The following is a 21749-nucleotide window of genomic DNA, read 5'->3' on the forward strand; positions in this document are numbered from 1 at the left end:
TAGACTTTGTTTACTAGGTTTATTGGTCGGTAATTTACCATATATCTTACAAAATTAGGTAATTTTGGCGTATGGCATACCGCAAAAAAAATGGATCTCTGTATAGTATTTTAATTCTTGTCTGTATTGTTGGTTTTTGGCTGTTTGAAAACTTTTATACTCCCGCAACATATTCTGAAAATGAAGAGGGTGTTATTTCAAATGAGTTTCCAAAAGAATTACTGCCTTCATCAACAACGGGCGAAATTGTAAATCATGAGTATTTTACCTTGTCTTACAATGAGCCTTATGAGCAAGCCGAATGGGTAGCATATACACTGAGTAAAAGTCATTTGACTTATGATGATAGAAAGCGCCCCTATTTTATAGAAGATCCATTTGTTTCTTCTAAATCTGCAGATTGGCGAAATTATAAAGGGTCGGGTTATGATCGTGGACATTTACTACCAGCTGGTGATCGTAGATTCTCGTTACAGGCATACAATGAGACTTTTTATACGAGTAATATAAGTCCGCAAGACAGAGAGTTCAATGCAGGTATTTGGAACGACTTAGAGCAGCAAACAAGACGCTGGGCAAAACAGTACGGAACTTTATATGTATTTACAGGTGGGGTGTTAGAAAGTGGATTAGAAGAGATCGGAGAAGAAGATGTAGATGTGCCTGATACTTTCTATAAAATCATTGCCCGTAAAAAGGGAGATAAGATATATACCCTTTCTTTTTTAATGCCAAATAAACCTCAGTTTACTTCTTTGCGCAATTTCGTAGTGTCTATTGATGATATAGAAAAAGAAACAGGAATCGACTTTTTTGCTAAACTAACAGAAAAGCAACAAAGTGCTTTTGAAGGAAGTAAGAATACTACTGGGTGGAAGTTTTAGAAACTCTCCTTTAATCTGTTCGTATCTAGCCTTAAGAAAATAAAGAGTAGAATAGTAAAGAATAGGAGTCCTGATCCACCATAACTAAAGAAGGGTAGTGGAATACCAATAGTGGGCAGAATACCGATTACCATACCTATGTTAATGAAATAATGGATGAGTAGAATTGAAATTACCCCATAGCCATACATTCTTGCAAAGGCATTTTTCTGTCGTTCTGCCAAAGAAATTAAGCGCAGAAACAAGACGGTGAATAGAATAATTACTGTTGCAGTACCTAAGAAGCCCCATTCTTCACCAACGGTACTAAAAATATAATCTGTGTGTTGTTCAGGTACAAAATCTCCTTTTGTACGGGTTCCTTCTAAAAATCCTTTACCGAAGAATCCGCCAGATTCAATTGCCTTTTCAGATTGATAAGTATTATATCCAATCGACTTTCTAATCTGCTCTAATTTTTTCGGATCTTTTTCTAATCGCAACCATAAGCCAAAACGATCTCTATGGCGTTGCTCGAACACGTTATTGAAAACGAAATTTACCGAAAGCGAGAATAGAATAACAGCTACACTAATTAGACTAAGCGGTATTACAGGAATTTTTAATGTTTTACGTTTGGTAGCGAATAAAATTATAATCAATAATGCCAAGCCAATAATTAGCCAAACGGTGCCGAACATTAAGGTTGTGACAAAAACGAGAATTAAACTCAATATAATTACTAAATAATACAATGGTAATCCTTCTCTAAAAATCACGAAAATCATTGCAAAGAATACTAGTGCACTACCGGGATCAGGTTGTGGTATAATTAAAATGGCTGGTACAAGTATAATAAGAAGTGCATAGAACTGATCTTTTCTACGTTTAATATCTGTTTGTATATCGCTGAGATATTTAGCGAGTGCTAGTGCAGTAGCTACTTTTGCAAGTTCAGAAGGCTGTAAATTGAAAAAACCAAGGTCGTACCAAGATGTTGCACCGGCAATAGTTTTACCGAAAACAAACAGGCCTAGTAGCGAGACCATAGAAATGAGATATAGTAAACTAGCAAAACGTTCATAAAAATTGACCTCTAAGGCAAGTACCACAACTATAGTGACTAAACTAACCCCGATAAAAAATAACTGCTTTCCATAAAGCGTACTGAAATCAAAGATAGAGCTATGCTCGTCGGTAAATGTACTAGAGTAAATATTGATCCAGCCAATAAAAACAAGTGCGAAATAGATGAAAACACTTAGCCAGTCAATTCTTTTTAAGATGCTTCTACCAGACACGTTCGTTTATTTTAAACTCCTCCCCACTGTAGGGTTTCGCGTATTCTGCTTCTAGTGTTTTATCTAGCATTCTCTTTTCAAGGGTCTTCAAGGTAATTTCACCTTTAAGGTATTTTTCAATCATAAGAGTAGCGATATGTCCGGCGTATCTCGATCCAAAATATCCATTTTCAATATATACCGCTATAGCAATTTTAGGGTCATCGACAGGTGCGAACGCTACGAAAACCGAGTGGTCTGTTAATTGTGTACGAACACCATCTATTTTAGTAAAATTCTCGGCAGTACCTGTTTTTCCGGCCACTTCAATACCTGGTATTTGCAACCATCTTGCGGTACCACTTACATAAACATCTGCCATACCTTGAACCACAGGTTCGAAATGTTTAGGGTCGATTGTGGTATGTTTAGCTTCGGTAAATTTAGGTTCAGTGATATTCTTACCTTCAATTTTCTTTAAAATATGCGGAGTAAAATAATGTCCTCTATTAGCAATGGCAGCCGTCATATTTGCCAATTGTACCGGTGTAGCCAATATTTCTCCTTGTCCAATTGAATTCGATATGATATAGGAAGAACTCCATCTGTTATCTCCGTACCATTTATCGTAGTATTCTTTGCTAGGTATACGCCCTTTTTGTCCGAATGGTAGATCGTAACCTAAATAGTCGCCCAGACCGAAGCTTTTCATATGTTTTTCCCACACATCCATACCTTCATCAGTAGTTTCGAACTTTTCATATATTTTTCTGAAAGCTCCTGCGAAGTAAGCATTACATGATTGCGATATTCCTTTATTCAAACTTCGTAAACCACCACCACAGTGACAACCTCTTTTTTTCTTGCCCACATAAAACCCGTGGTAACATTGTATGGTCGTATTTACATCTAGAACACCTTCCTGTAAGGCTATTAATGCATTCAAGGTTTTAAATGGTGAACCAGGTGGTTGCTGTGCGTGAATAGAGCGATCCCAAGTTGGGTTCGCTATTGTGTCATTATACAGTTTTGTGTAATTTTTAGAACGTTCTCTACCAACTAAAAGAGCAGGATCATAAGTTGGTCCTGAAATCATGGAAAGGATTTCACCTGTTGCAGGCTCTATAGCTACAATTCCGCCTCTTTTACCATTCATTAATAATTCTCCATATTCTTGCAATGCTTTGTCAATGGTGATGCTTATTTGTTTCCCTTGCTCAGGTAGAGTATCTATGGTTCCGTTTTTATACGGACCGATATCCCTATTGAATCGATCTTTCTGAATGTATTGTACGCCTTTGCGACCTCTCAATAAATCTTCGTAGTAACGTTCAACTCCCGTTCTACCTTTCAGTTCGCCTTGAACATAATACTTATTGACTGCTAAGTCACCTTCATTTACTTCACTGATATAGCCTAAAACATTTGCCGCACTAGGGGTGTCGTAATAACGTAAAGATCTTTTTTGGATATAGAAGCCCTTATACTTACGCATTTTCTCTTGAAGCTTTGCGTAATCTTGTTTTGAAAGTTGTGGAACCAATACAGAAGGTAGTCTTGGTGAGTACACCCTTGCTCTTCTAAGTTTTTCTACGAATTTTTCTTTGTCAATACCTAATAATCCGCAAAATTCAAGAGTATCTAAAGGTTGAACTTCTCTAGGAATAACCATGACGTCATAAGCAGGGTCATTACCAACTAAAAGATGACCGTTTCGGTCATAAATGTAGCCACGCTCAGGATAATCATATATCGCCTTAATTGCGGGGTCCTCTAAAACTTGCTCTGCAGAAAAGCTAAAAATTTGCAAATAAGATAGCCTTCCCAGAAAGGTAATTGCGATGACAACTATAATTAATGATAAAAGAATTTTTCTCATTCTTTTTTACTGCTGAATAAAGTACTGAACAATATGCCTAAAATCAACGTAGATACACCCACTGTTAGTGTTTTTTGCAAAATTAGCAAGCTGTTAGAAAAGCTAAAAATTTCTAACGTGAAGTATACCAAGTGATGTATTATAATCAATAACGCTAAAAACGTAAATTGTTGTGCCTTTGTACTGTTGTTTAACTTAAAACTTTGAAATTCATAATTGACACCAAAGACAAAACGCATAATGGTTGGTCGAAGATAAGCTATGGTAACGGTAGCTGCTGCGTTTATGGCAAGTGTGTCAGAAAAAATATCTACGCATAATCCTAAGAAAAAGCATAATATTATAAAGGTAGTTCTATTTTGTTTGATAGGATACCAATACAAGAAAAGAATATAGATTAGCGGATTTATGTAGCCAAAGAAATTCAGCTTATTGAATACTAGCACCTGTAGTAGCACCAATAAAATAAATCGGAGTACAATTAAAAATGAAGTACTATTAATCATTGGCTTCTGTTTCTGCTTCTAATTCTAAAACCTCTTTACGGTTCAAATTTCTAATAATATAAATATTGTCAATATTTGTCATATCATTGAAAAGTTCTACATCTATAAAATAGAAACTTTTTGAGTTATCTAAATCAAATCTTTTAATCGTACCAATAGGAATGTTTTCTGGGAAGATGCTACTCATGGCTCCCGTAACAATAGTGTCACCTATGGTCAATGGTACCAGTCTTGGAATGTCGATTAATTGAACAACATTATAATCTGTGGTATTTTCCCAAACTAAAGATCCAAAGTGATTAGAGTTTTTGATTTTTGCATTTATGTTCGATTTGTCACTTAAAATACTCTGTACGGTAGAAAATTTATCTGATGTATTTTCAACGATACCTAAAATACCCTTGTCTGTAATAACACCCATATCTTGTACAATACTATCATTTTCACCTTTGTTGATAGTGATGTAGTTACGCTGGTCCGCATAACTGTTATTGATGACACGACCTCTTACCACTTCATAGTCCACAGAAGTAGAATCTATTAGTGAAGGTGAAAGAACTACATTGTTAAAGAGCTTATCTCTAAGTCTTTTGTTTTCTTCAACAAGCTTGTTGTTTTCTTCCCTTAAGCCAAAATACGAAGTTACATTATCTGAAAAAGTATAAATACTCCCAGAAATATAGTTGGAGGAATTTAAAAATTTAGATTGATGGTACGAGTGCGATTGAAACGTAAAGATGCAGGAAATCAATAACAGAAAAAGGTAAAGTAAAAATATCTTATACCTAATTAGAAAATTTATGATCTGTTGCATTCACCCTTAAATTTTTACTCGATAATCGAGATTTAAACCTGACTGCCGTTAGGCAAGCTACTTCGAGGCTTGCCTCGAAGTTCTATCAATACTTAATACTAAATAGCTCTTGAAATTTTTTCAAGGTTTTCTGCCATTATTTAAGAAGTTGTTCGCAAAATGAACTTCTTACTTAATTAATATGCTCTTGTAGCGTTCTAAATTCTTTAATGCGATTCCTGTACCACGTACTACGGCACGTAATGGGTCTTCTGCAATATAAACTGGTAAGTCGGTTTTTTGAGATAACCTTCTGTCCAATCCACGTAACATAGAGCCACCACCTGCAAGGTAGATACCAGTATTGTAAATATCGGCAGCTAATTCTGGGGGAGTCTGAGATAATGTTTCCATAACCGCATCTTCAACACGCAGAATAGATTTATCTAAAGCCTTCGCTATTTCTCTATAAGATATTTGAACTTGTTTTGGTTTTCCTGTCAGTAGATCACGTCCCTGTACAGATTTCTCATCTGGTGGAGATTGTAAATCTTCTGTTGCAGAACCTATTTCAATCTTAATTGCTTCAGCCGTACTTTCACCAACATATAAGTTGTGCTGTGTACGCATGTAATAAATGATGTCGTTTGTGAAAACGTCACCTGCAATCTTTACAGATTTGTCACAAACGATACCGCCTAATGCAATAACCGCAATCTCGGTAGTACCACCACCTATATCAACGATCATATTTCCTTTTGGTTGCATAATGTCCAAACCGATACCAATAGCTGCAGCCATTGGTTCATGAATAAGATACACCTCTTTACCGTTTACACGTTCTGCAGATTCCTTTACCGCACGCATTTCAACTTCAGTAATACCAGAAGGTATACAGATTACCAAACGCAATGCTGGCGGAAACCATTTTTTCTTTAATGCAGGAATATTCTTGATGAACATCATCAACATCTTTTCAGATGCGTCAAAATCTGCAATTACACCATCTTTCAATGGTCTAATTGTTTTTATGTTCTCATGGGTTTTACCTTGCATCATGTTGGCTTCTTTACCAACTGCAATGATTTTTCCGCTAATTCTATCTCTGGCAACGATGGATGGGCTATCGACAACTACCTTGTCATTATGAATGATAAGAGTGTTAGCTGTACCTAAATCTATAGCTATTTCCTCGGTCAAGAAATCAAAAAATCCCATATGTGATATTTAAATTTTAGATAAAAGGGTGTATTTCATCGACAAAAGTAATGAAATTAATGCTTGAAATGACGTGTGCCTGTCATCACCATTGAAATTTTGTGCTCGTTGCAATAATCTACACTTAATTGGTCTTTAATAGATCCGCCAGGTTGAATAACACTAGTAATCCCGGCTTTGTCTGCAATCTCCACACAATCAGGGAAAGGGAAGAAAGCATCACTTGCCATAACTGAACCTTTTAAGTCGAAATTAAAGGTCTGGGCTTTGTGTATTGCTTGGTTTAAGGCGTCAACTCTACTTGTTTGTCCAGTGCCACTTGCGCAAAGTTGTTTGTTTTTTGCGATTACAATAGTATTTGACTTCGTGTGCTTACAAAGTTTAGATGCAAAAATTAAATCTTCTAATTCTTGTTCTGTTGGCTTTGTGTGGGTGGCATTTGTAAGATCGGCAAGCGTATCTGTTTTATGATCTTTTTCTTGAAGAAGCATACCGTTTAAACAAGTTCTTACTTGCATCTCTGGCATTTCAACTTCATTCTGGATTAGAATGATTCTATTTTTCTTTCCTTTTAATATCTCAAGCGCCTCTGCATTATAACTTGGTGCTATAACTACTTCACAGAATAATTTATGAATCTCTTCTGCCGTAGCTTTATCAATTTCTTTGTTGCTAATAAGAACTCCGCCAAAAGCAGAAACAGGGTCACCGGCTAGAGCGTCAACATAAGCTTGGTGTAAAGTATCTCTTTGCGAAAGTCCGCAGGCATTGTTGTGTTTCAATATTGCGAAAGTCGGAGCATCATTTTTAAATTCCAACATCAAATTAACTGCAGCATCAACATCTAAAAGGTTGTTGTATGATAATTCTTTACCGTGCAATTTAGAGAACATAGCATCAAAATCGCCGAAGAAGAATCCTTTTTGGTGTGGGTTTTCTCCGTAGCGTAAAACTTTACCTTGAGTTTCGCTAACTTTTAAAGCAGCGATATCATGGTTTTTATTGAAATAGTTAAATATAGCAGTATCGTAATTAGAAGAAACATTAAAAGACTTAGCGGCAAAACGCTTTCTGTCTTCTAAGCTAATGTTGCCATTATCAGCAGAAACAACGTCAAGAAACTCTGCATAATCTTCCATGGAAGAAACACAGGTAACATCTTTAAAGTTTTTTGCTGCAGCACGAATAAGAGAAATTCCGCCTATATCGATTTTCTCAATGATATCTTGTTCAGAAGCACCACTGGCAACTGTTTTTTCAAAAGGATATAAATCAACAATGACGATATCTATTTGTGGAATTTCAAATTCAGCTAATTGGGCAACATCACTTTCGTTGTCCTGTCTGTTTAAAATACCACCAAATACTTTTGGGTGTAAAGTTTTTACTCTTCCTCCTAGAATAGAAGGGTAGCTGGTTACATCTTCTACAGGAACCACGTCGATTCCTAAATCAGTTATGAATTTTTCGGTTCCTCCGGTGGAGTAAATAGTGATTCCTAATTCTTGAAATTTTCTTACTATTGGCTCTAATCCGTCTTTATGAAAAACTGAAATTAAGGCTGAAGACGCTTTTTTTACACTGCTCATTGTATGATGCTTAAATGTTTTTAATAAGCAAGCAAAAGTAATTTTTTTGCAGTTATAAAATGAGCTAGTTTATCAACAAAAAGCCTAAAGTTTTAAAGAATTTTGGCTACTTCAAAATTTACGAATTCTAAAAAGGTCTCATCTGCCTCTGTAAAAGGGTCAGGAGTGTTAGAGTCGATATCTATTTGACCAATGTTTTCACCATTAACAAATAACGGTACCACTATCTCTGCTTTAACGGTTATGCTACATGCGATGTAGTTGTCTTGAGCTTGTACATCTGGTACTACAAAATTCTCGTTACTTTCAGCCACTTGACCACAAATACCTTTTCCGAAGGGAATAATAATATGATCCGTTGGCGCACCAGCATAAGAACCTAGTTTTAGTTCGCGCTTATCGCCATTCTTAAAATAAAACCCTACCCAGTCATAATGCGGAACGTTAGCTTTTAAAAGCTCGCATATATCCTGCATTTTTGCATCTGAGGTTTTGTTAGAATCAATAATAGAACTTACTTGAGGGCGTAGCGCTTTGAACATAACTTTTTTTTGCAAAAATACATATTGTTGTAATGTAACGGTGAACGCTAAAACAAAAAAAGAGGATGTTTTTTGAAACATCCTCTTTTAAAACTAAATTTTATTTGTAAAACTTATGGTTGAATCTTAACATCGAACTCAATAAAGTCAGCATTACCAAATCCTGGTTGTATGGAAGTAACTTTAATTAATCCTTTTTTACCGTAGTTGTCAACGAATTCAATAACATCACCTACGCTTAGGTTAGTGATTTTTTGAGCATCTGGAGTTGCTGTAAAATCGATATCACCAGATAATGTTATAGCGTCAAATGCAGCAGCATCTGTAGCGGTAGAAGTAGCAAAAAACATTTGGTTCAATGTTTCTGTTGCTGCGTTCTCTTCGTCTGCACCTGGCTCTAAACCTTCTACATCAAATCCAAAAGAAGCGTCATATTGTTCAGTTGAAGCAAAAGAAGCATTGTCATCTGCAGAGATACCGGAAGCACCGTAGTAGTATCCGAAATCCCAGAATGCTCTAAACTCAGGTCCAACATTAATCTTGTAAACAGTTTCGTTCAATAAAGAAAAGAATGTTTCTGTATTACCATTTACATCTGGTGCAAATAATTTTACATCATTAAATTCTCTTATTGCAGCAGCAGGGTTGGCACCTGTACCAACTGTTACTGTAATTTGACCAGCACCTAAGGCCAATCTTTTGGTAGAATCTCTAAAATCTCCTTTACCAGTAGTTGTCCAAAAAGTATATACTATCTCACCATTGTCAATATCTGGAACTGGAAGAGGAAAAGAAAAATCGATTTCTTTCTTTGTAGCGCCATCTAAGTCAATAGATCCATCAGCTTTTAAGGCTTTTGTTAAATCATCACTTACCAAATCAAAAGAACTAAAAGGCATTTCTCCTTGTCCTAAATAATTTTGGGTAATATACATTCTACGTTGTGTAGTAGCGTCTGAAGTAAAAATAACTCTACCAGTAACGTTAGTACCTGCTTCTCCGCTTGCAGATGCTGTTGTAATGTTTACAGAAGGTAATGCTTCGTTAAAAACTATCGTAGCCACTTCTGGCTCATCAGAGTCATCAGCGCCATCATCTCCTGTAGTATCATCTGGTAATGGAGTGTCAAAAATTGATCCATCGTCAGAGCTACAACTGCTTATAAATAGGGCAATAGTGCATATTAAGAAGACCTGTTTAATTTGTTTTTTCATAATTTTTAATTTTGATGATTAGTGTTTATTGATTGTATTTGTTAATGTGTTAACTCTTTTAACTTAAAAATATTAAGAATCGTATATATTCTACTTAGTTTATTTTGTAGGATATTTCTTAAATAAATGTTTTGTTAAAGAAATGCTGTAAAAGCTCTTGGCTATTCAATATTTTGTAATTTTACAGTGTGAGACAATTGCTACATAAACTATTTTCTGTGTTCATGGCAATGCTATTATTACTGTCAACAATTTCTTGGACAGTAGAAAAGCATTTGTGTATGGGTCGTGTTATGGACGTTGCATTGTTTAATCACGCAGATGATTGTGGCATGGAAGCTGGTCTGTCTTTATTGGAAGATGCACCTAAAGTAAAAAAGCACTGTTGTAATGACGAAGCTTTTACCGTGCAAGGTCAAGATGATTTAACACATGATATTTCTAGTTTTGATTTTTCACAGCAGGTATTCTTAATCTCTTTTACAAGTTCTTATATAGGCTTGTTTGAAGAAACTACAGATGAGAATATCGATTTTAATTTATATCCTCCGCCTTTATTGGCTGAAGATTTGAATATTCTACACCAAGTTTTCTTGATTTGATTTCAACTGATGATTAGCGTTAGTTCGCAAATACAGTGTAATCAATTACTACTTTTAACTATTTACTTTTTTATAATGCTGTAAAGCAAGTCTACCTCTATGTAGTTGTTTTATATGTAGATTTTTAAAAGTTAGTGAATACGATTAGTTTAAATAGTAGAAACAGTTTGTAATAACTGGAAGAAATCATAATCTCATTATGAAAAATACATATCAAATTCACGGAATGACTTGCAATGGCTGCAGAGGTCATGTTGAGCAAACCTTGGCTAAAATTAGCGGAGTATCGAATGCTGCGGTGAATTTAGAAAAGGCTGAAGCAGTTTTGGAAATGGATAATGAAATTCCCTTAAAAACTCTGCAGGCGGCTATGGAAGCTGACGGAGGGCATTATTCCATCCATGAACTGGGTGCTCATGTGCATGAGGCTACAAAACCCAAGGCGGTAGAGAATGGTAATGGCGTTTTTTACTGCCCAATGCATTGCGAAGGGGAAAAGACATATACAGAACCTGGCGATTGCCCAATTTGTGGTATGGATTTGGTAGAAGAGGCGAGTGCCACAACGAATAAAGGTCAAGAGTATACGTGCCCAATGCATCCAGAGGTTGTTAGTGATGAACCTGGCGATTGCCCAATTTGTGGTATGGACTTAGTACCGAAGCAAGCAGATATTTCCGCCGAAGAAAAGAGCTATCAAAAACTACTGAATAAGTTTAAAATAGCAGTAGGGTTTACGTTGCCGATTTTTTTAATTGCAATGTCAGAAATGATACCTAATAATCCGCTTCAAAATATTTTGAGTTTAAAATATTGGAACTGGGTACAATTTGCATTATCGATACCTGTGGTGTTTTATGCCACGTGGATGTTTTTTGAACGTGCTTATCGTTCTGTTAAAACATGGAATTTAAACATGTTCACATTAATAGGTATTGGAGCAGGGGTGGCGTGGTTGTTTAGTGTATTCGCTATTTTAGTGCCCGATTTTTTTCCGCCACAATTTAAAACAGAGCAGGGTACGGTTCATGTATATTTTGAAGCTGCTACGGTGATTTTGACTTTAGTATTATTTGGTCAGTTATTAGAAGCCCGCGCACATAGTAAAACGAATTCTGCGGTAAAAGAGCTTCTGAAATTAGCGCCTTATAAAGCTGTTAAGATTGTTGAAGGTAAAGAAGAGAGCATTTCTATTGACCAGATTTCAAAAGGAGATTTACTTCGTGTAAAACCAGGCGATAAAATACCTGTAGATGGAAGTATTTATGAAGGTGAAAGTACCGTGGATGAATCTATGATTACGGGTGAACCTGTCCCAGTTCAAAAAGTGGTTGGTGATATAATAAGTTCAGGTACTATAAATGGTAAGGGTTCTTTTATAATGACAGCAGAGAAAGTAGGGGCAGATACGTTGTTGTCGCAAATCATCGATATGGTGAACAAGGCGAGTCGTAGCCAAGCGCCTATTCAAAAACTAGCAGATAAAATATCTAGTTATTTTGTACCGGCAGTTGTCTTTATTTCTATTGTAACCTTTATAGTTTGGATTATTTTCGGACCTGAGCCAGCTTATGTATATGCGTTGGTAAATGCTATTGCGGTATTAATTATTGCTTGTCCGTGTGCATTAGGTTTGGCAACACCCATGTCTGTTATGGTAGGTGTGGGTAAAGGAGCGCAATCTGGTGTGTTGATTAAAAATGCCGAAGCACTTGAGCGTATGGATAAAATTGATACGCTAATTATAGATAAAACAGGAACTATAACCGAAGGGAAGCCATCGGTAGAAAAAGTAGGGAGCATAGCAGAAAGTGACTCAGAAAAGGTGCTGCAGTATATCGTTTCTTTAAATCAGTTAAGTGAGCATCCATTGGCAGATGCTATCGTTAATTACGGAAAATCTCAAAATGTAGAACTATTAAAAGTTGATGATTTTAATTCTATTACAGGTATGGGTGTTGCTGGTAAAATTAATGGAGAATCTGTTGTTTTAGGAAATGATAAAATGATGGGTGAGGCTAAAGTGGCTATTCCTGAAAATTTACAAGTAGTTGTTGTTGCTCATCAAAAGCAAGGTAAAACAGTTTCTTATGTAGCGATCGATGGTAATGCTGTTGGTTTTGTGGCTATTGGTGATCAAATTAAAGAGACAAGTAAAAAGGCGATTGAAGCGCTTCAAAAATCTGGTATCTCGGTAATCATGTTAACAGGTGATAATTATGATACGGCAAAGGCTGTAGCTGAACATTTGAATTTAGCAGAATTTAAAGCAGGAATGCTCCCTCAAGACAAGCTAGCAGAAGTGGAACGTTTGCAGTCAGAGGGTAAAAAAGTTGCTGTTGCTGGCGATGGTATAAATGACGCGCCTGCATTAGCAAAAAGTGATGTTGGTATTGCTATGGGTACAGGTACAGATGTTGCTATTGAGAGTGCAACTATTACGCTGGTTAAAGGTGACTTACATGGTATTGTAAAAGCACACAACTTGAGTAAAGCTGTTATGAAAAATATCAAGCAAAACTTATTTTTTGCACTGATTTATAATACCGTTGGTATCCCAATTGCTGCTGGAGTTTTGTATCCGTTTTTTGGATTGTTGCTATCGCCTATGATTGCCTCTTTAGCAATGAGTTTCAGCTCTGTTTCAGTGATTGCAAATGCATTGCGATTAAGAGCAGCAAAAATTGATTAATAAAATTGAATAAAAAATTAAATGAATAAATATATAATACTAATAGTAGCCATGTTGCCCTGGTTTGCTTTTTCTCAAGAAAAGGTAGAAGGTGTAGTGTTAGATTCTGAAGGATCTAATGCGTTGACACTTTCGGGTGCAAATGTCTATTGGCAAGACTCTCAGACGGGAGTGGTGACAGATTTTGACGGTAAATTTTCAATTCCGTATAAAAATGAATTTAATAAATTAATAATTAGTTATGTCGGTTTTGAAACTGATACATTAACAATAAATGAACCAAAGACAATTCGCGTAAGTTTAAAACCATCTAATGAATTAGATGAGGTTGTGGTTCAACAAGAGCGAGATGCAATACAGAAGACGTATTTCAGTCCGCAGAACGTCATTACCGTTAATAGTGCTGAGTTATTGAAAGCAGCTTGCTGTAATTTGGCGGAGAGTTTTGAAACCAATCCATCTATAGATGTAAATCTTTCTGACGGATTAACGGGTACCAAACAAATACAAATGTTGGGATTAACGAGTCCATATTTATTAATCACCCAAGAGAATATTCCTATGGTTCGTGGAGCATCACAGGCATACGGCTTAACATTTACACCTGGTACTTGGATAGAGAGTATTCAAATTACCAAAGGTGCAGGTAGTGTTGTAAATGGGTATGAAAGTATATCCGGACAAATAAATACAGAGTTGGTAAAACCATTAACTGATAATGCTGTTTTTGTAAACGGATATGCCAATCAAAATGGACGTTATGAACTGAATACGCATTTTAATAGAAAGTTGACCGACAAGTGGAGTACAGGGTTGTATATTCATGGAAACAAGCGAACACAAAAAGAAGATAATAATAAAGACGGATTTTTAGATGCTCCTTTGGCTGATCAAATAAATGTAATGAACCGTTGGCAGTATCAAGATGCAGAAAAGGGGTGGGTTAGTTTTTTTAATGTTCGTTTTTTAAATGATGAAAAACAAGTGGGGCAAGTAGATTTTAATCCTGATAGGGATAAGTTTACGACCAACGCTTGGGGAAGTGAAATTAATACGCGTAGGTTCGATACTTCATTAAAACTGGGTTATGTTTTTCCTGAATTGCCCTTTCAAAGTTTAGGTTTTCAAACATCATACAGTTTACATAAACAAGATTCCTATTTCGGATTTAGAACCTATGATATCAATCATGAAAGTTTGTATAGTAATTTGCTTTTCAATTCTATAATTGGCGATACTAGAAATAAGTTTAAAACTGGAATTACATTTGCTTATGATGGTTATGATGAAATGGTTGCTGCAACAGATTATTCTAGAGACGACACGTCTGTAGGAGCATTTTTTGAATATAGCTATGAGAATCTAGAAAAAGTAAGTCTTACTGCTGGTTTACGAGTAGATAACCATAATAGGTTAGGTACTTTTGTAACGCCTAGATTTCATATTAGATATACACCATGGGAAAAAGGGAGTCTAAGAGGTTCATTTGGTAGAGGTAAAAGAGCTGCAAATATTTTTGCAGAGAATCAGCAGTTATTTGCATCCGCAAGGCAAATTAATATAGGCGATACAGGTGGTAAAGTGTATGGTTTGGATCCGGAAGATGCATGGAATTACGGAGTAAGCTTTTTGCAGGGATTCAATTTTTTAAATAAAAAAGGAGATATTTCGTTGGATTATTACATCACCGATTTTGAAAATCAGGTAGTGGTAGATTGGGAAAATCCGCAAGAGGTTTCTTTTTATAATTTAGATGGAGATAGTAGTGCTAAGAGTTTTCAAGTTGAGGTTAATTACGAGCTATTAACGCGTTTAAATTTTAGAACGTCATATAAGTTTTATGATGTATCGACCGATTATAATAGCGGCAATCTACAAAAACCGTTATTGGCTCAAAACCGATTTTTTGCTAATTTAGGTTATGAGACCGAAGCAAAAGAAAACGGTGCACAGTGGAAGTTCGATTATACTTTGCATGCTTTAGGTAAAATGAGATTACCTGATACCAGTGTTAATGAGCCGGCGTATCAATTAGGCGAATATTCATCACCCTATAGTTTAATGAATGCCCAAATAACCAAGGTGTTTTCTAATAGGATAGAGTTATATATAGGTGGCGAGAATTTAACGGGAGAACAACAAAATAATCCAGTTTTAGGAGCAAATGACCCTTTTGGTCCCAATTTTGATACAACCATAGTATATGCGCCAATTATGGGAAGAATGTTCTATGGCGGATTCAGATTTAAAATTCAGTAACTAACGATTAATATAAAAACAATGAAAGCAACGATTTTATCAATAGCAATGATGCTTATTGCAGTAGTAACCTATGCACAAGACAAGAACAAGAAAGTGACTTTTGATGTTAATGGTAGATGTGCCATGTGTAAAGAGCGTATAGAAGAAGCAGCCTTAAATGTGAAAGGTGTAAAATATGCAAATTGGAGTATACCAACACATCAGCTAAATATAATAATGGATGAGCGTAAGACCGATGCCATGAAGGTTAAAACAGCAATAGTTGCTGTGGGTCACGATACCAAAGAATTAAAAGCAACTGATGAGGCATACAATAGTGTGCACCCTTGCTGTTTGTATAGAGAAGACAATTCTGATGATGGAAAACACCATGAAAATAAGTAGTAAATACTGCTTTTATTTGGGTTTGATTTGGAGTTGAAAATTGGTTAAAAAGTTTTAGTTAATTTTTTGCCAACGCAATTATCACGAATCAAAATCTGAAATACATTAGCTATAGATTTATCTTTAATTCTATAACAATGGCACAGGCAAAATCAGCAGGCAAACCAGCTGCAAAACCTTCTCCGGCAAAAGCTGGAAAAAAGGCTGCTCCAAAAGCTGCTCCTAAAAAGAAGTAGTTAAGTTATTGCCTTTAGAAGGCGATACCGTTTGGACGATAAAACCACCTTCTGTAAATAAAGTAGGTGGTTTTTTTGTTGGTATAGGTATAAAAAAACCGTTCTTGAAATTTCAAGAACGGTTTTAAATAATATAAACTGTAAGAACAAGCTAGTAATTGCCTGTCGACTCACGACACTACATCATGCCTGGCATTCCACCACCACCCATAGGAGGCATAGCAGGAGTATCTTCTTTAATGTCAGTTAAAGCACATTCGGTAGTTAAGATCATACCGGCAACAGAAGCAGCGTTCTCTAATGCTACTCTAGTTACTTTCTTAGGATCGATAATACCAGCTTTAGTCATTTCAACATACTGCTCAGATTTAGCATCGTATCCGAAATCACCTTTACCTTCAAGTATTTTAGCGATAACTACAGAACCTTCACCACCAGCATTAGAAACGATAGTTCTTAAAGGAGCTTCGATAGCACGGGCAACAATTTGTAAACCTGTAGCTTCATCTTCATTTTCAGTAGAAACCTTCGCAAGAACTGATTTAGCTCTTACCAATGCAACACCACCACCAGCAACAATACCTTCTTCAACGGCAGCTCTTGTAGCGTGTAATGCATCGTCAACACGGTCTTTTTTCTCTTTCATTTCAACTTCAGAAGCTGCACCTACGTAAAGTACTGCAACACCACCAGCTAATTTAGCTAGACGTTCTTGTAGTTTTTCTTTATCGTAATCAGATGTAGTTGTCTCAATTTGAGATTTAATCTGGTTAACTCTAGTTTTGATATCTTTTGCAACACCACCACCATTAACGATAGTTGTATTGTCTTTGTCAATCTGTACTTTTTCACAAGTACCTAACATATCTAAAGTGGTATTGTCTAAAGAAAAACCTCTTTCTTCAGAAATAACGGTACCACCAGTTAAGATTGCGATATCTTCTAACATTGCTTTTCTACGGTCGCCAAAACCTGGAGCCTTAACAGCAGCAATTTTTAAAGAACCTCTTAATTTGTTTACCACCAATGTAGCTAATGCTTCACCATCAACATCTTCAGCGATAATCAATAAAGGCTTACCTGATTGAGCAACTGGCTCTAATACAGGAAGTAAATCTTTCATTGAAGAGATTTTCTTATCGAACAACAAGATATAAGGACTCTCTAATTCAGAAACCATCTTTTCAGAATCGGTTACGAAATAAGGAGAAAGGTAACCTCTATCGAACTGCATACCTTCAACAACATCAACATATGTATCTGTTCCTTTAGCTTCTTCAACAGTAATAACCCCTTCTTTACCAACTTTACCGAAAGCTTGTGCGATTAAATCGCCAATAGTTTCGTCATTGTTAGCTGAGATAGAAGCAACTTGCTTAATTTTTTCAGAAGAATCACCAACTTTTTTAGCTTGTTTAGCTAAATCGGCAACAATAGCTTCAACAGCTTTATCGATACCTCTTTTTAAATCCATTGGGTTTGCACCTGCGGCAACATTTTTCAAACCTTCTTTTACGATAGCTTGAGCTAAAACTGTAGCGGTAGTAGTACCGTCACCGGCTAGGTCATTGGTCTTTGAAGCAACTTCTTTTACCATTTGTGCGCCCATGTTTTCTAATGGGTCAGCCAATTCAATTTCTTTAGCTACAGTAACACCATCTTTAGTTACTTGTGGTGCACCAAATGATTTACTGATAATAACGTTTCTACCCTTTGGGCCTAATGTTACTTTTACAGCATTTGCCAATGCATCAACACCTCTTTTAAGGCCGTCTCTTGCATCTATATCAAACTTAATATCTTTTGCCATTTTTAATTTTATTTTGATTTATGACTTTTTGCACTCGGCGTAAAGTCAAGAAAATTGTTAATTTTTTAAATGAAAATTCAAAAGGCTAATGACTTTGAGTCAGCAGCCAGTTGCTATTTTTAGATAATAGCAAGAATATCACTTTCTCTCATCATCAAGTAATCTGTGCCTTCTAACTTCAATTCGGTTCCGGCGTATTTTCCGTAAAGAACGGTATCACCAACTTTAACGGTAACACTGTCATCTTTTGTTCCAGGACCCACGGCTACAACTTTGCCTTTCTGTGGTTTCTCTTTTGCAGTATCAGGAATATAAAGTCCAGACGCAGTCTTAGTTTCAGCTGCCATTGGCTCGATAAGAACTCGGTCTGCCAATGGTTTGATATTAACTTTAGCCATAATTATTAATTTTTAAATTGATTTTTAGTTTCGTGGTAATATAAAGGCAGAAATTATGCCATTGCCTATTTCCTGACAAATTGTAAACGAAAAATGCCAGCTTATGACAAGCTGGCATTTAAATATTATATAGTAATAATTTTATAAACTATTCTGAAGGTGTTTCATCATTAGTTACAGGCGGTGTTACTGTCTCTGGTAGTGTTTCTGGCACTACAGTTTCGATATCATCACCTTGTAATAATTTTGAATCTGCATCACCATAATTACCTTTAAGGGCAACATTAGATGCTAAGATTAAAACTATTAATAAACCTGCTAGAGTCCATGTACTTTTATCTAAAAAGTCACCTGTTTTTTTAACTCCACCAACAACTTGGTTACCTCCTCCACCAAAAGAAGAAGAAAGTCCGCCACCTTTTGGGTTCTGTACCATAATCACTAATACTAACAATAAGCAAACGACAATGATAAGTATTAGGAAAATTGAAAATGTACTCATTCTAAATTATTTATTATCTTTTCGTAATTTTTCTACCGCTTTTATTCGGTCTGCAAAGAAACTACTTTTTTCTGGATATTTCAAAATTAAAATTTTGTAAGCCTGAATTGCATTTTTGTACTTCTTTTGCTCTAGATAAACCCTCGCTAAAGTCTCTGTCATCAGTTCGTTATGGTCAATTCTTGAGGACTTTGAAATGTCTATAACTGTACTCTGCTCTGTAGGCACTATTTTAGGGTTAGAGGCTATGAACTTATCTATACGGTCGTATTTCTTTTTAATTGCCTCGCTTTTAACCTTAGGTTTTCTGATAGGTTTCGGCGTAATTTTAAGCTCTTTTACCTTTTGTACCGTCTTTTTAATGTTGCTTTCTCTTACCTCTGGTTCTTGCTCAATAATTTTTTCTTCTTCTTGAATCTCAGCAATTTCTTCTTCAGGCTCTTCTAATGGTTTTTTAGATGCGAGACTTAGCCATTCAGAAAAAGAATATTTTTCTTTCGCATCGAAAGTTAAAGGCTTGCCTATATCAAGGGCATCTTCTTCTTCGGTATTTGCTGGATCTTTAGTTTGAAATAATTCGGGATCTAGTATTTGGTCAGCATCATGCTCGTCTTGCGGTAGGGGCTTGTCCTCAGATGGTGTAATTAAAGATGCTACAGCTATTTCACTTGTAGAAAAATTATTTTCTTCTATAGGTATAATTTCATCTTCTGAAATCGAATCTTCAACTTCGATTTCTGTTTCAATTTCAGATACTTCTTCTACATCTTTAACAATCTCGATGTAATTTTCTTCTAAAACTTCTTCTGTTTCTTCAATTTGGTCGACCGTTTCTTTACTTTCTGATGTTACGATATCCTCTTTTGAAATATCACCATCATATTGTAGAAAATCTTTAGAGGTTATAAACTCAAAAAGTACATCTCTGTCTGTAGTGTAGGCAGCAGTTACTTTAAGTGCTTTGTTGTATTTATAGCTATTTAAATTTTTTAATCCTTTTAAATGTAAGGCACGTGCAGCTTGAAAATAAGGATATTCAGCAATAATATCTTCTAGGTGTTTTGTATGTATAGGTTCTACCACTTTGGTAGGATGTTCTAGAAAATATGTAAAGTCCTTAACGTTCATGTGGTCTACCAATCTGCCAATGAGGCGTTGAAAATATCTTGAGTTAGCCTTTCGAAAATTATCTCGTGGGCTTCACTCTTTATGCTTGCTAGTTGTGTGTCTGCAGGATAATCATAAAAGAATGAAAAACTTTGGTCAAAAGCAGCATCTTCTTTTAATTGATTGTAAAAACGCACTTTTACTCTTACAGATAGTCTGTTTTGAGCAGCTGTTTGAGCAGCGGTTGCAGACATTGGTGAAATTTTATATTCGGTTATTTCACCTTCATATAATAAATCTGGATTACCAGAAGAAATAAGATCTAAACTGGTCTGATTTAATATTCTGTCCTGTAATGCCAAAGTGAAATCTCTATCTACCCCTGGTTCAAAAGTAGAACCCGGACTTTGGGTGGCATAATTTTGAAAGTAATTTACTTTAAAGGTTTTTGCTTCGCCAACATTACCGCCGGTAAAATTGTAAACACCGCAGCTTAAAAGTAAGATGACGGGTAATATGAAGATTATAGATTTTTTAAGGTATCTCATTGAAATGGGATTCATTTTAGATTAAAGATCGTATTGTTTTATTTTACGGTAAAGCGTTCGTTCAGATATACCTAATTCTGTTGCTGCAGCCTTTCTTTTTCCACGGTTACGCTCCAAAGATTTTTTGATCAATTCTACTTCCTTCTCTTGTAAAGATAGGGTTTCTTCTTCTTGAATTTCTTCGGCAAAATGATATTTGTCTTCGTACGATTCTTGAATTAAAGAAGGCTCTTCTTTTTTAGGTTCGGGTAAATGCAAAAGATTTCTTGGCGATTCTTCTTGAGTATCATGATCGATATCTGCATCATCTTCATCGTCGTTACCGTAGATTTTACGTATCAAGTTTTCGTTATCCTTTTGAACCTTTTCCGAATCGTTGTTTTTTAACAACTCCATCGTTAACTTTTTAAGGTCGTTAAGGTCACCTTTCATATCGAACAATACCTTGTATAGAATCTCTCTTTCGTTGCTGAAATCACTTTCAGATTTAGTGTTGGAGACTACTGCAGGTAGATTGCTTGTCGTATTATGAGGTAAATACCCATTTAAGGTTGCAGCGGTAATAGCTCTGTTTTCTTCTAAAACTGAAACTTGTTCAGCAATATTTCTTAACTGACGAATGTTACCCGGCCATCTATATTTTATTAATAACGATACCGCATGGTCGTCTAATCGAATGGTAGGCATTTTATATTTCTGACTGAAATCAGACGCAAATTTTCTGAATAATAAGTGAATATCATCTTGACGTTCGCGTAATGGCGGAATATTAATTTCTACGGTACTTAATCGATAGTACAGGTCTTCTCGAAAACGCTCTTTTTTGATTGCCTCGAACATATTTACATTCGTGGCAGCAACAATACGTACATCTGTTTTTTGAACTTGAGATGATCCCACTTTTAGAAATTCACCATTTTCTAGCACACGTAAAAGTCGTACTTGGGTTGTTAATGGTAATTCGCCAACTTCATCTAAAAATATGGTACCACCATCGGCAACTTCGAAATAACCGCTTCTTGTTTGTGTAGCGCCTGTAAAAGCTCCTTTTTCATGTCCGAATAGTTCGCTGTCAATAGTACCTTCTGGTATTGCACCACAGTTTACGGCGATATATTTTGCATGTTTTCTATGAGAAAGCGAATGAATAATTTTCGGAATAGATTCTTTACCGACCCCACTTTCACCAGTAACCAAAACTGAAATATCTGTAGCCGCAACTTGCATTGCTTTTTCAATGGCACGGTTCAATTTTGGGTCTTGCCCAATAATTTCAAAACGTTGTTTTATACTTTGTATGCTTTCCATATAAAATGGGTACTAT

The 21749-nt window shown here is 35.8% G+C and carries 19 protein-coding genes; 5 read left to right on the top strand and 14 right to left on the bottom strand.

The features are described 5' to 3' along the window. Positions 1–71: 71 nt before the first annotated feature. Positions 72–884, top strand: a complete 813-nt coding sequence (locus ACJJVT_RS19175) for a DNA/RNA non-specific endonuclease (RefSeq protein ID WP_405400856.1) — start codon at positions 72–74, stop codon at positions 882–884. Here ACJJVT_RS19175 and rodA read toward each other — a convergent pair. From rodA to ACJJVT_RS19215, 8 genes are all read right to left on the bottom strand, one after another. Then, positions 881–2164 (bottom strand): rod shape-determining protein RodA, encoded by a 1284-nt coding sequence (rodA, locus tag ACJJVT_RS19180; protein WP_405400858.1) that lies wholly within the window; start codon positions 2162–2164, stop codon positions 881–883. The genes ACJJVT_RS19175 and rodA overlap by 4 nt on opposite strands. Next, entirely contained in the window at positions 2154–4022 is a 1869-nt protein-coding gene (mrdA, locus tag ACJJVT_RS19185) for a penicillin-binding protein 2 (RefSeq protein WP_405400859.1), read from the bottom strand. The genes rodA and mrdA overlap by 11 nt, the downstream gene beginning before the upstream one ends. Continuing rightward, on the bottom strand, positions 4019–4528 hold the full coding sequence (gene mreD, locus ACJJVT_RS19190; protein WP_299800634.1) for a rod shape-determining protein MreD: 510 nt from the start codon (positions 4526–4528) through the stop codon (positions 4019–4021). The genes mrdA and mreD overlap by 4 nt, the downstream gene beginning before the upstream one ends. Continuing rightward, positions 4521–5342: a rod shape-determining protein MreC gene (mreC, locus tag ACJJVT_RS19195; protein WP_299800635.1), complete on the bottom strand. Its 822-nt coding sequence runs from the start codon at positions 5340–5342 to the stop codon at positions 4521–4523. Before mreC ends, mreD begins: the two co-directional genes overlap by 8 nt. Before the next feature lie 168 nt (positions 5343–5510). Then, complete coding sequence (locus tag ACJJVT_RS19200; protein ID WP_027066022.1) at positions 5511–6539, bottom strand: rod shape-determining protein; 1029 nt, start codon at positions 6537–6539, stop codon at positions 5511–5513. 56 nt (positions 6540–6595) lie between these two features. Further along, the gene (gene purH, locus ACJJVT_RS19205) at positions 6596–8128 is read right to left on the bottom strand and encodes a bifunctional phosphoribosylaminoimidazolecarboxamide formyltransferase/IMP cyclohydrolase (protein ID WP_299800637.1); all 1533 of its coding nucleotides are present in this window, start codon (positions 8126–8128) and stop codon (positions 6596–6598) included. 92 nt (positions 8129–8220) lie between these two features. After that, positions 8221–8670 carry a GAF domain-containing protein gene (locus ACJJVT_RS19210; protein ID WP_405400860.1) on the bottom strand — a complete coding sequence of 150 codons (450 nt, stop codon included), beginning with the start codon at positions 8668–8670 and terminating at the stop codon, positions 8221–8223. A 113-nt stretch (positions 8671–8783) separates the two neighbouring features. After that, positions 8784–9884, bottom strand: coding sequence for a hypothetical protein (locus tag ACJJVT_RS19215; RefSeq protein WP_405400861.1), 1101 nt, complete (start codon positions 9882–9884; stop codon positions 8784–8786). Positions 9885–10081: 197 nt separating this feature from the next. On the opposite strand from ACJJVT_RS19215, the gene ACJJVT_RS19220 reads away from it, so the two are divergent. From ACJJVT_RS19220 to ACJJVT_RS19235, 4 genes are all read left to right on the top strand, one after another. Further along, a complete protein-coding gene (locus ACJJVT_RS19220; protein WP_299322539.1) occupies positions 10082–10486 on the top strand; it encodes an HYC_CC_PP family protein in 405 nt (134 codons plus the stop codon). 199 nt (positions 10487–10685) lie between these two features. Continuing rightward, on the top strand, positions 10686–13178 hold the full coding sequence (locus tag ACJJVT_RS19225; RefSeq protein ID WP_405400862.1) for a heavy metal translocating P-type ATPase: 2493 nt from the start codon (positions 10686–10688) through the stop codon (positions 13176–13178). Positions 13179–13199: 21 nt separating this feature from the next. Then, positions 13200–15437 (top strand): TonB-dependent receptor, encoded by a 2238-nt coding sequence (locus tag ACJJVT_RS19230; protein WP_405400863.1) that lies wholly within the window; start codon positions 13200–13202, stop codon positions 15435–15437. A 21-nt stretch (positions 15438–15458) separates the two neighbouring features. Further along, positions 15459–15824, top strand: coding sequence for a heavy-metal-associated domain-containing protein (locus ACJJVT_RS19235; RefSeq protein ID WP_405400864.1), 366 nt, complete (start codon positions 15459–15461; stop codon positions 15822–15824). 414 nt (positions 15825–16238) lie between these two features. On the opposite strand, the gene groL is transcribed toward ACJJVT_RS19235, so the two are convergent. From groL to ACJJVT_RS19265, 6 genes are all read right to left on the bottom strand, one after another. After that, positions 16239–17870, bottom strand: a complete 1632-nt coding sequence (gene groL / locus ACJJVT_RS19240) for a chaperonin GroEL (RefSeq protein WP_405400865.1) — start codon at positions 17868–17870, stop codon at positions 16239–16241. 119 nt (positions 17871–17989) lie between these two features. Next, positions 17990–18268 (bottom strand): co-chaperone GroES, encoded by a 279-nt coding sequence (groES, locus tag ACJJVT_RS19245; protein ID WP_036156781.1) that lies wholly within the window; start codon positions 18266–18268, stop codon positions 17990–17992. A 148-nt stretch (positions 18269–18416) separates the two neighbouring features. Beyond that, positions 18417–18770, bottom strand: a complete 354-nt coding sequence (gene secG / locus ACJJVT_RS19250) for a preprotein translocase subunit SecG (RefSeq protein ID WP_303600502.1) — start codon at positions 18768–18770, stop codon at positions 18417–18419. Between the two features lie 6 nt (positions 18771–18776). After that, positions 18777–19898 carry a tetratricopeptide repeat protein gene (locus ACJJVT_RS19255; protein ID WP_405400866.1) on the bottom strand — a complete coding sequence of 374 codons (1122 nt, stop codon included), beginning with the start codon at positions 19896–19898 and terminating at the stop codon, positions 18777–18779. Positions 19899–19903: 5 nt separating this feature from the next. Further along, positions 19904–20425 (bottom strand): LptE family protein, encoded by a 522-nt coding sequence (locus ACJJVT_RS19260; RefSeq protein ID WP_405400867.1) that lies wholly within the window; start codon positions 20423–20425, stop codon positions 19904–19906. Between the two features lie 21 nt (positions 20426–20446). Beyond that, on the bottom strand, positions 20447–21733 hold the full coding sequence (locus ACJJVT_RS19265) for a sigma-54 interaction domain-containing protein (RefSeq protein ID WP_405400868.1): 1287 nt from the start codon (positions 21731–21733) through the stop codon (positions 20447–20449). Positions 21734–21749 lie beyond the last annotated feature (16 nt).

It is taken from the genome of Maribacter sp. Asnod2-G09 (assembly GCF_045063795.1).
Lineage (GTDB): Bacteria > Bacteroidota > Bacteroidia > Flavobacteriales > Flavobacteriaceae > Maribacter.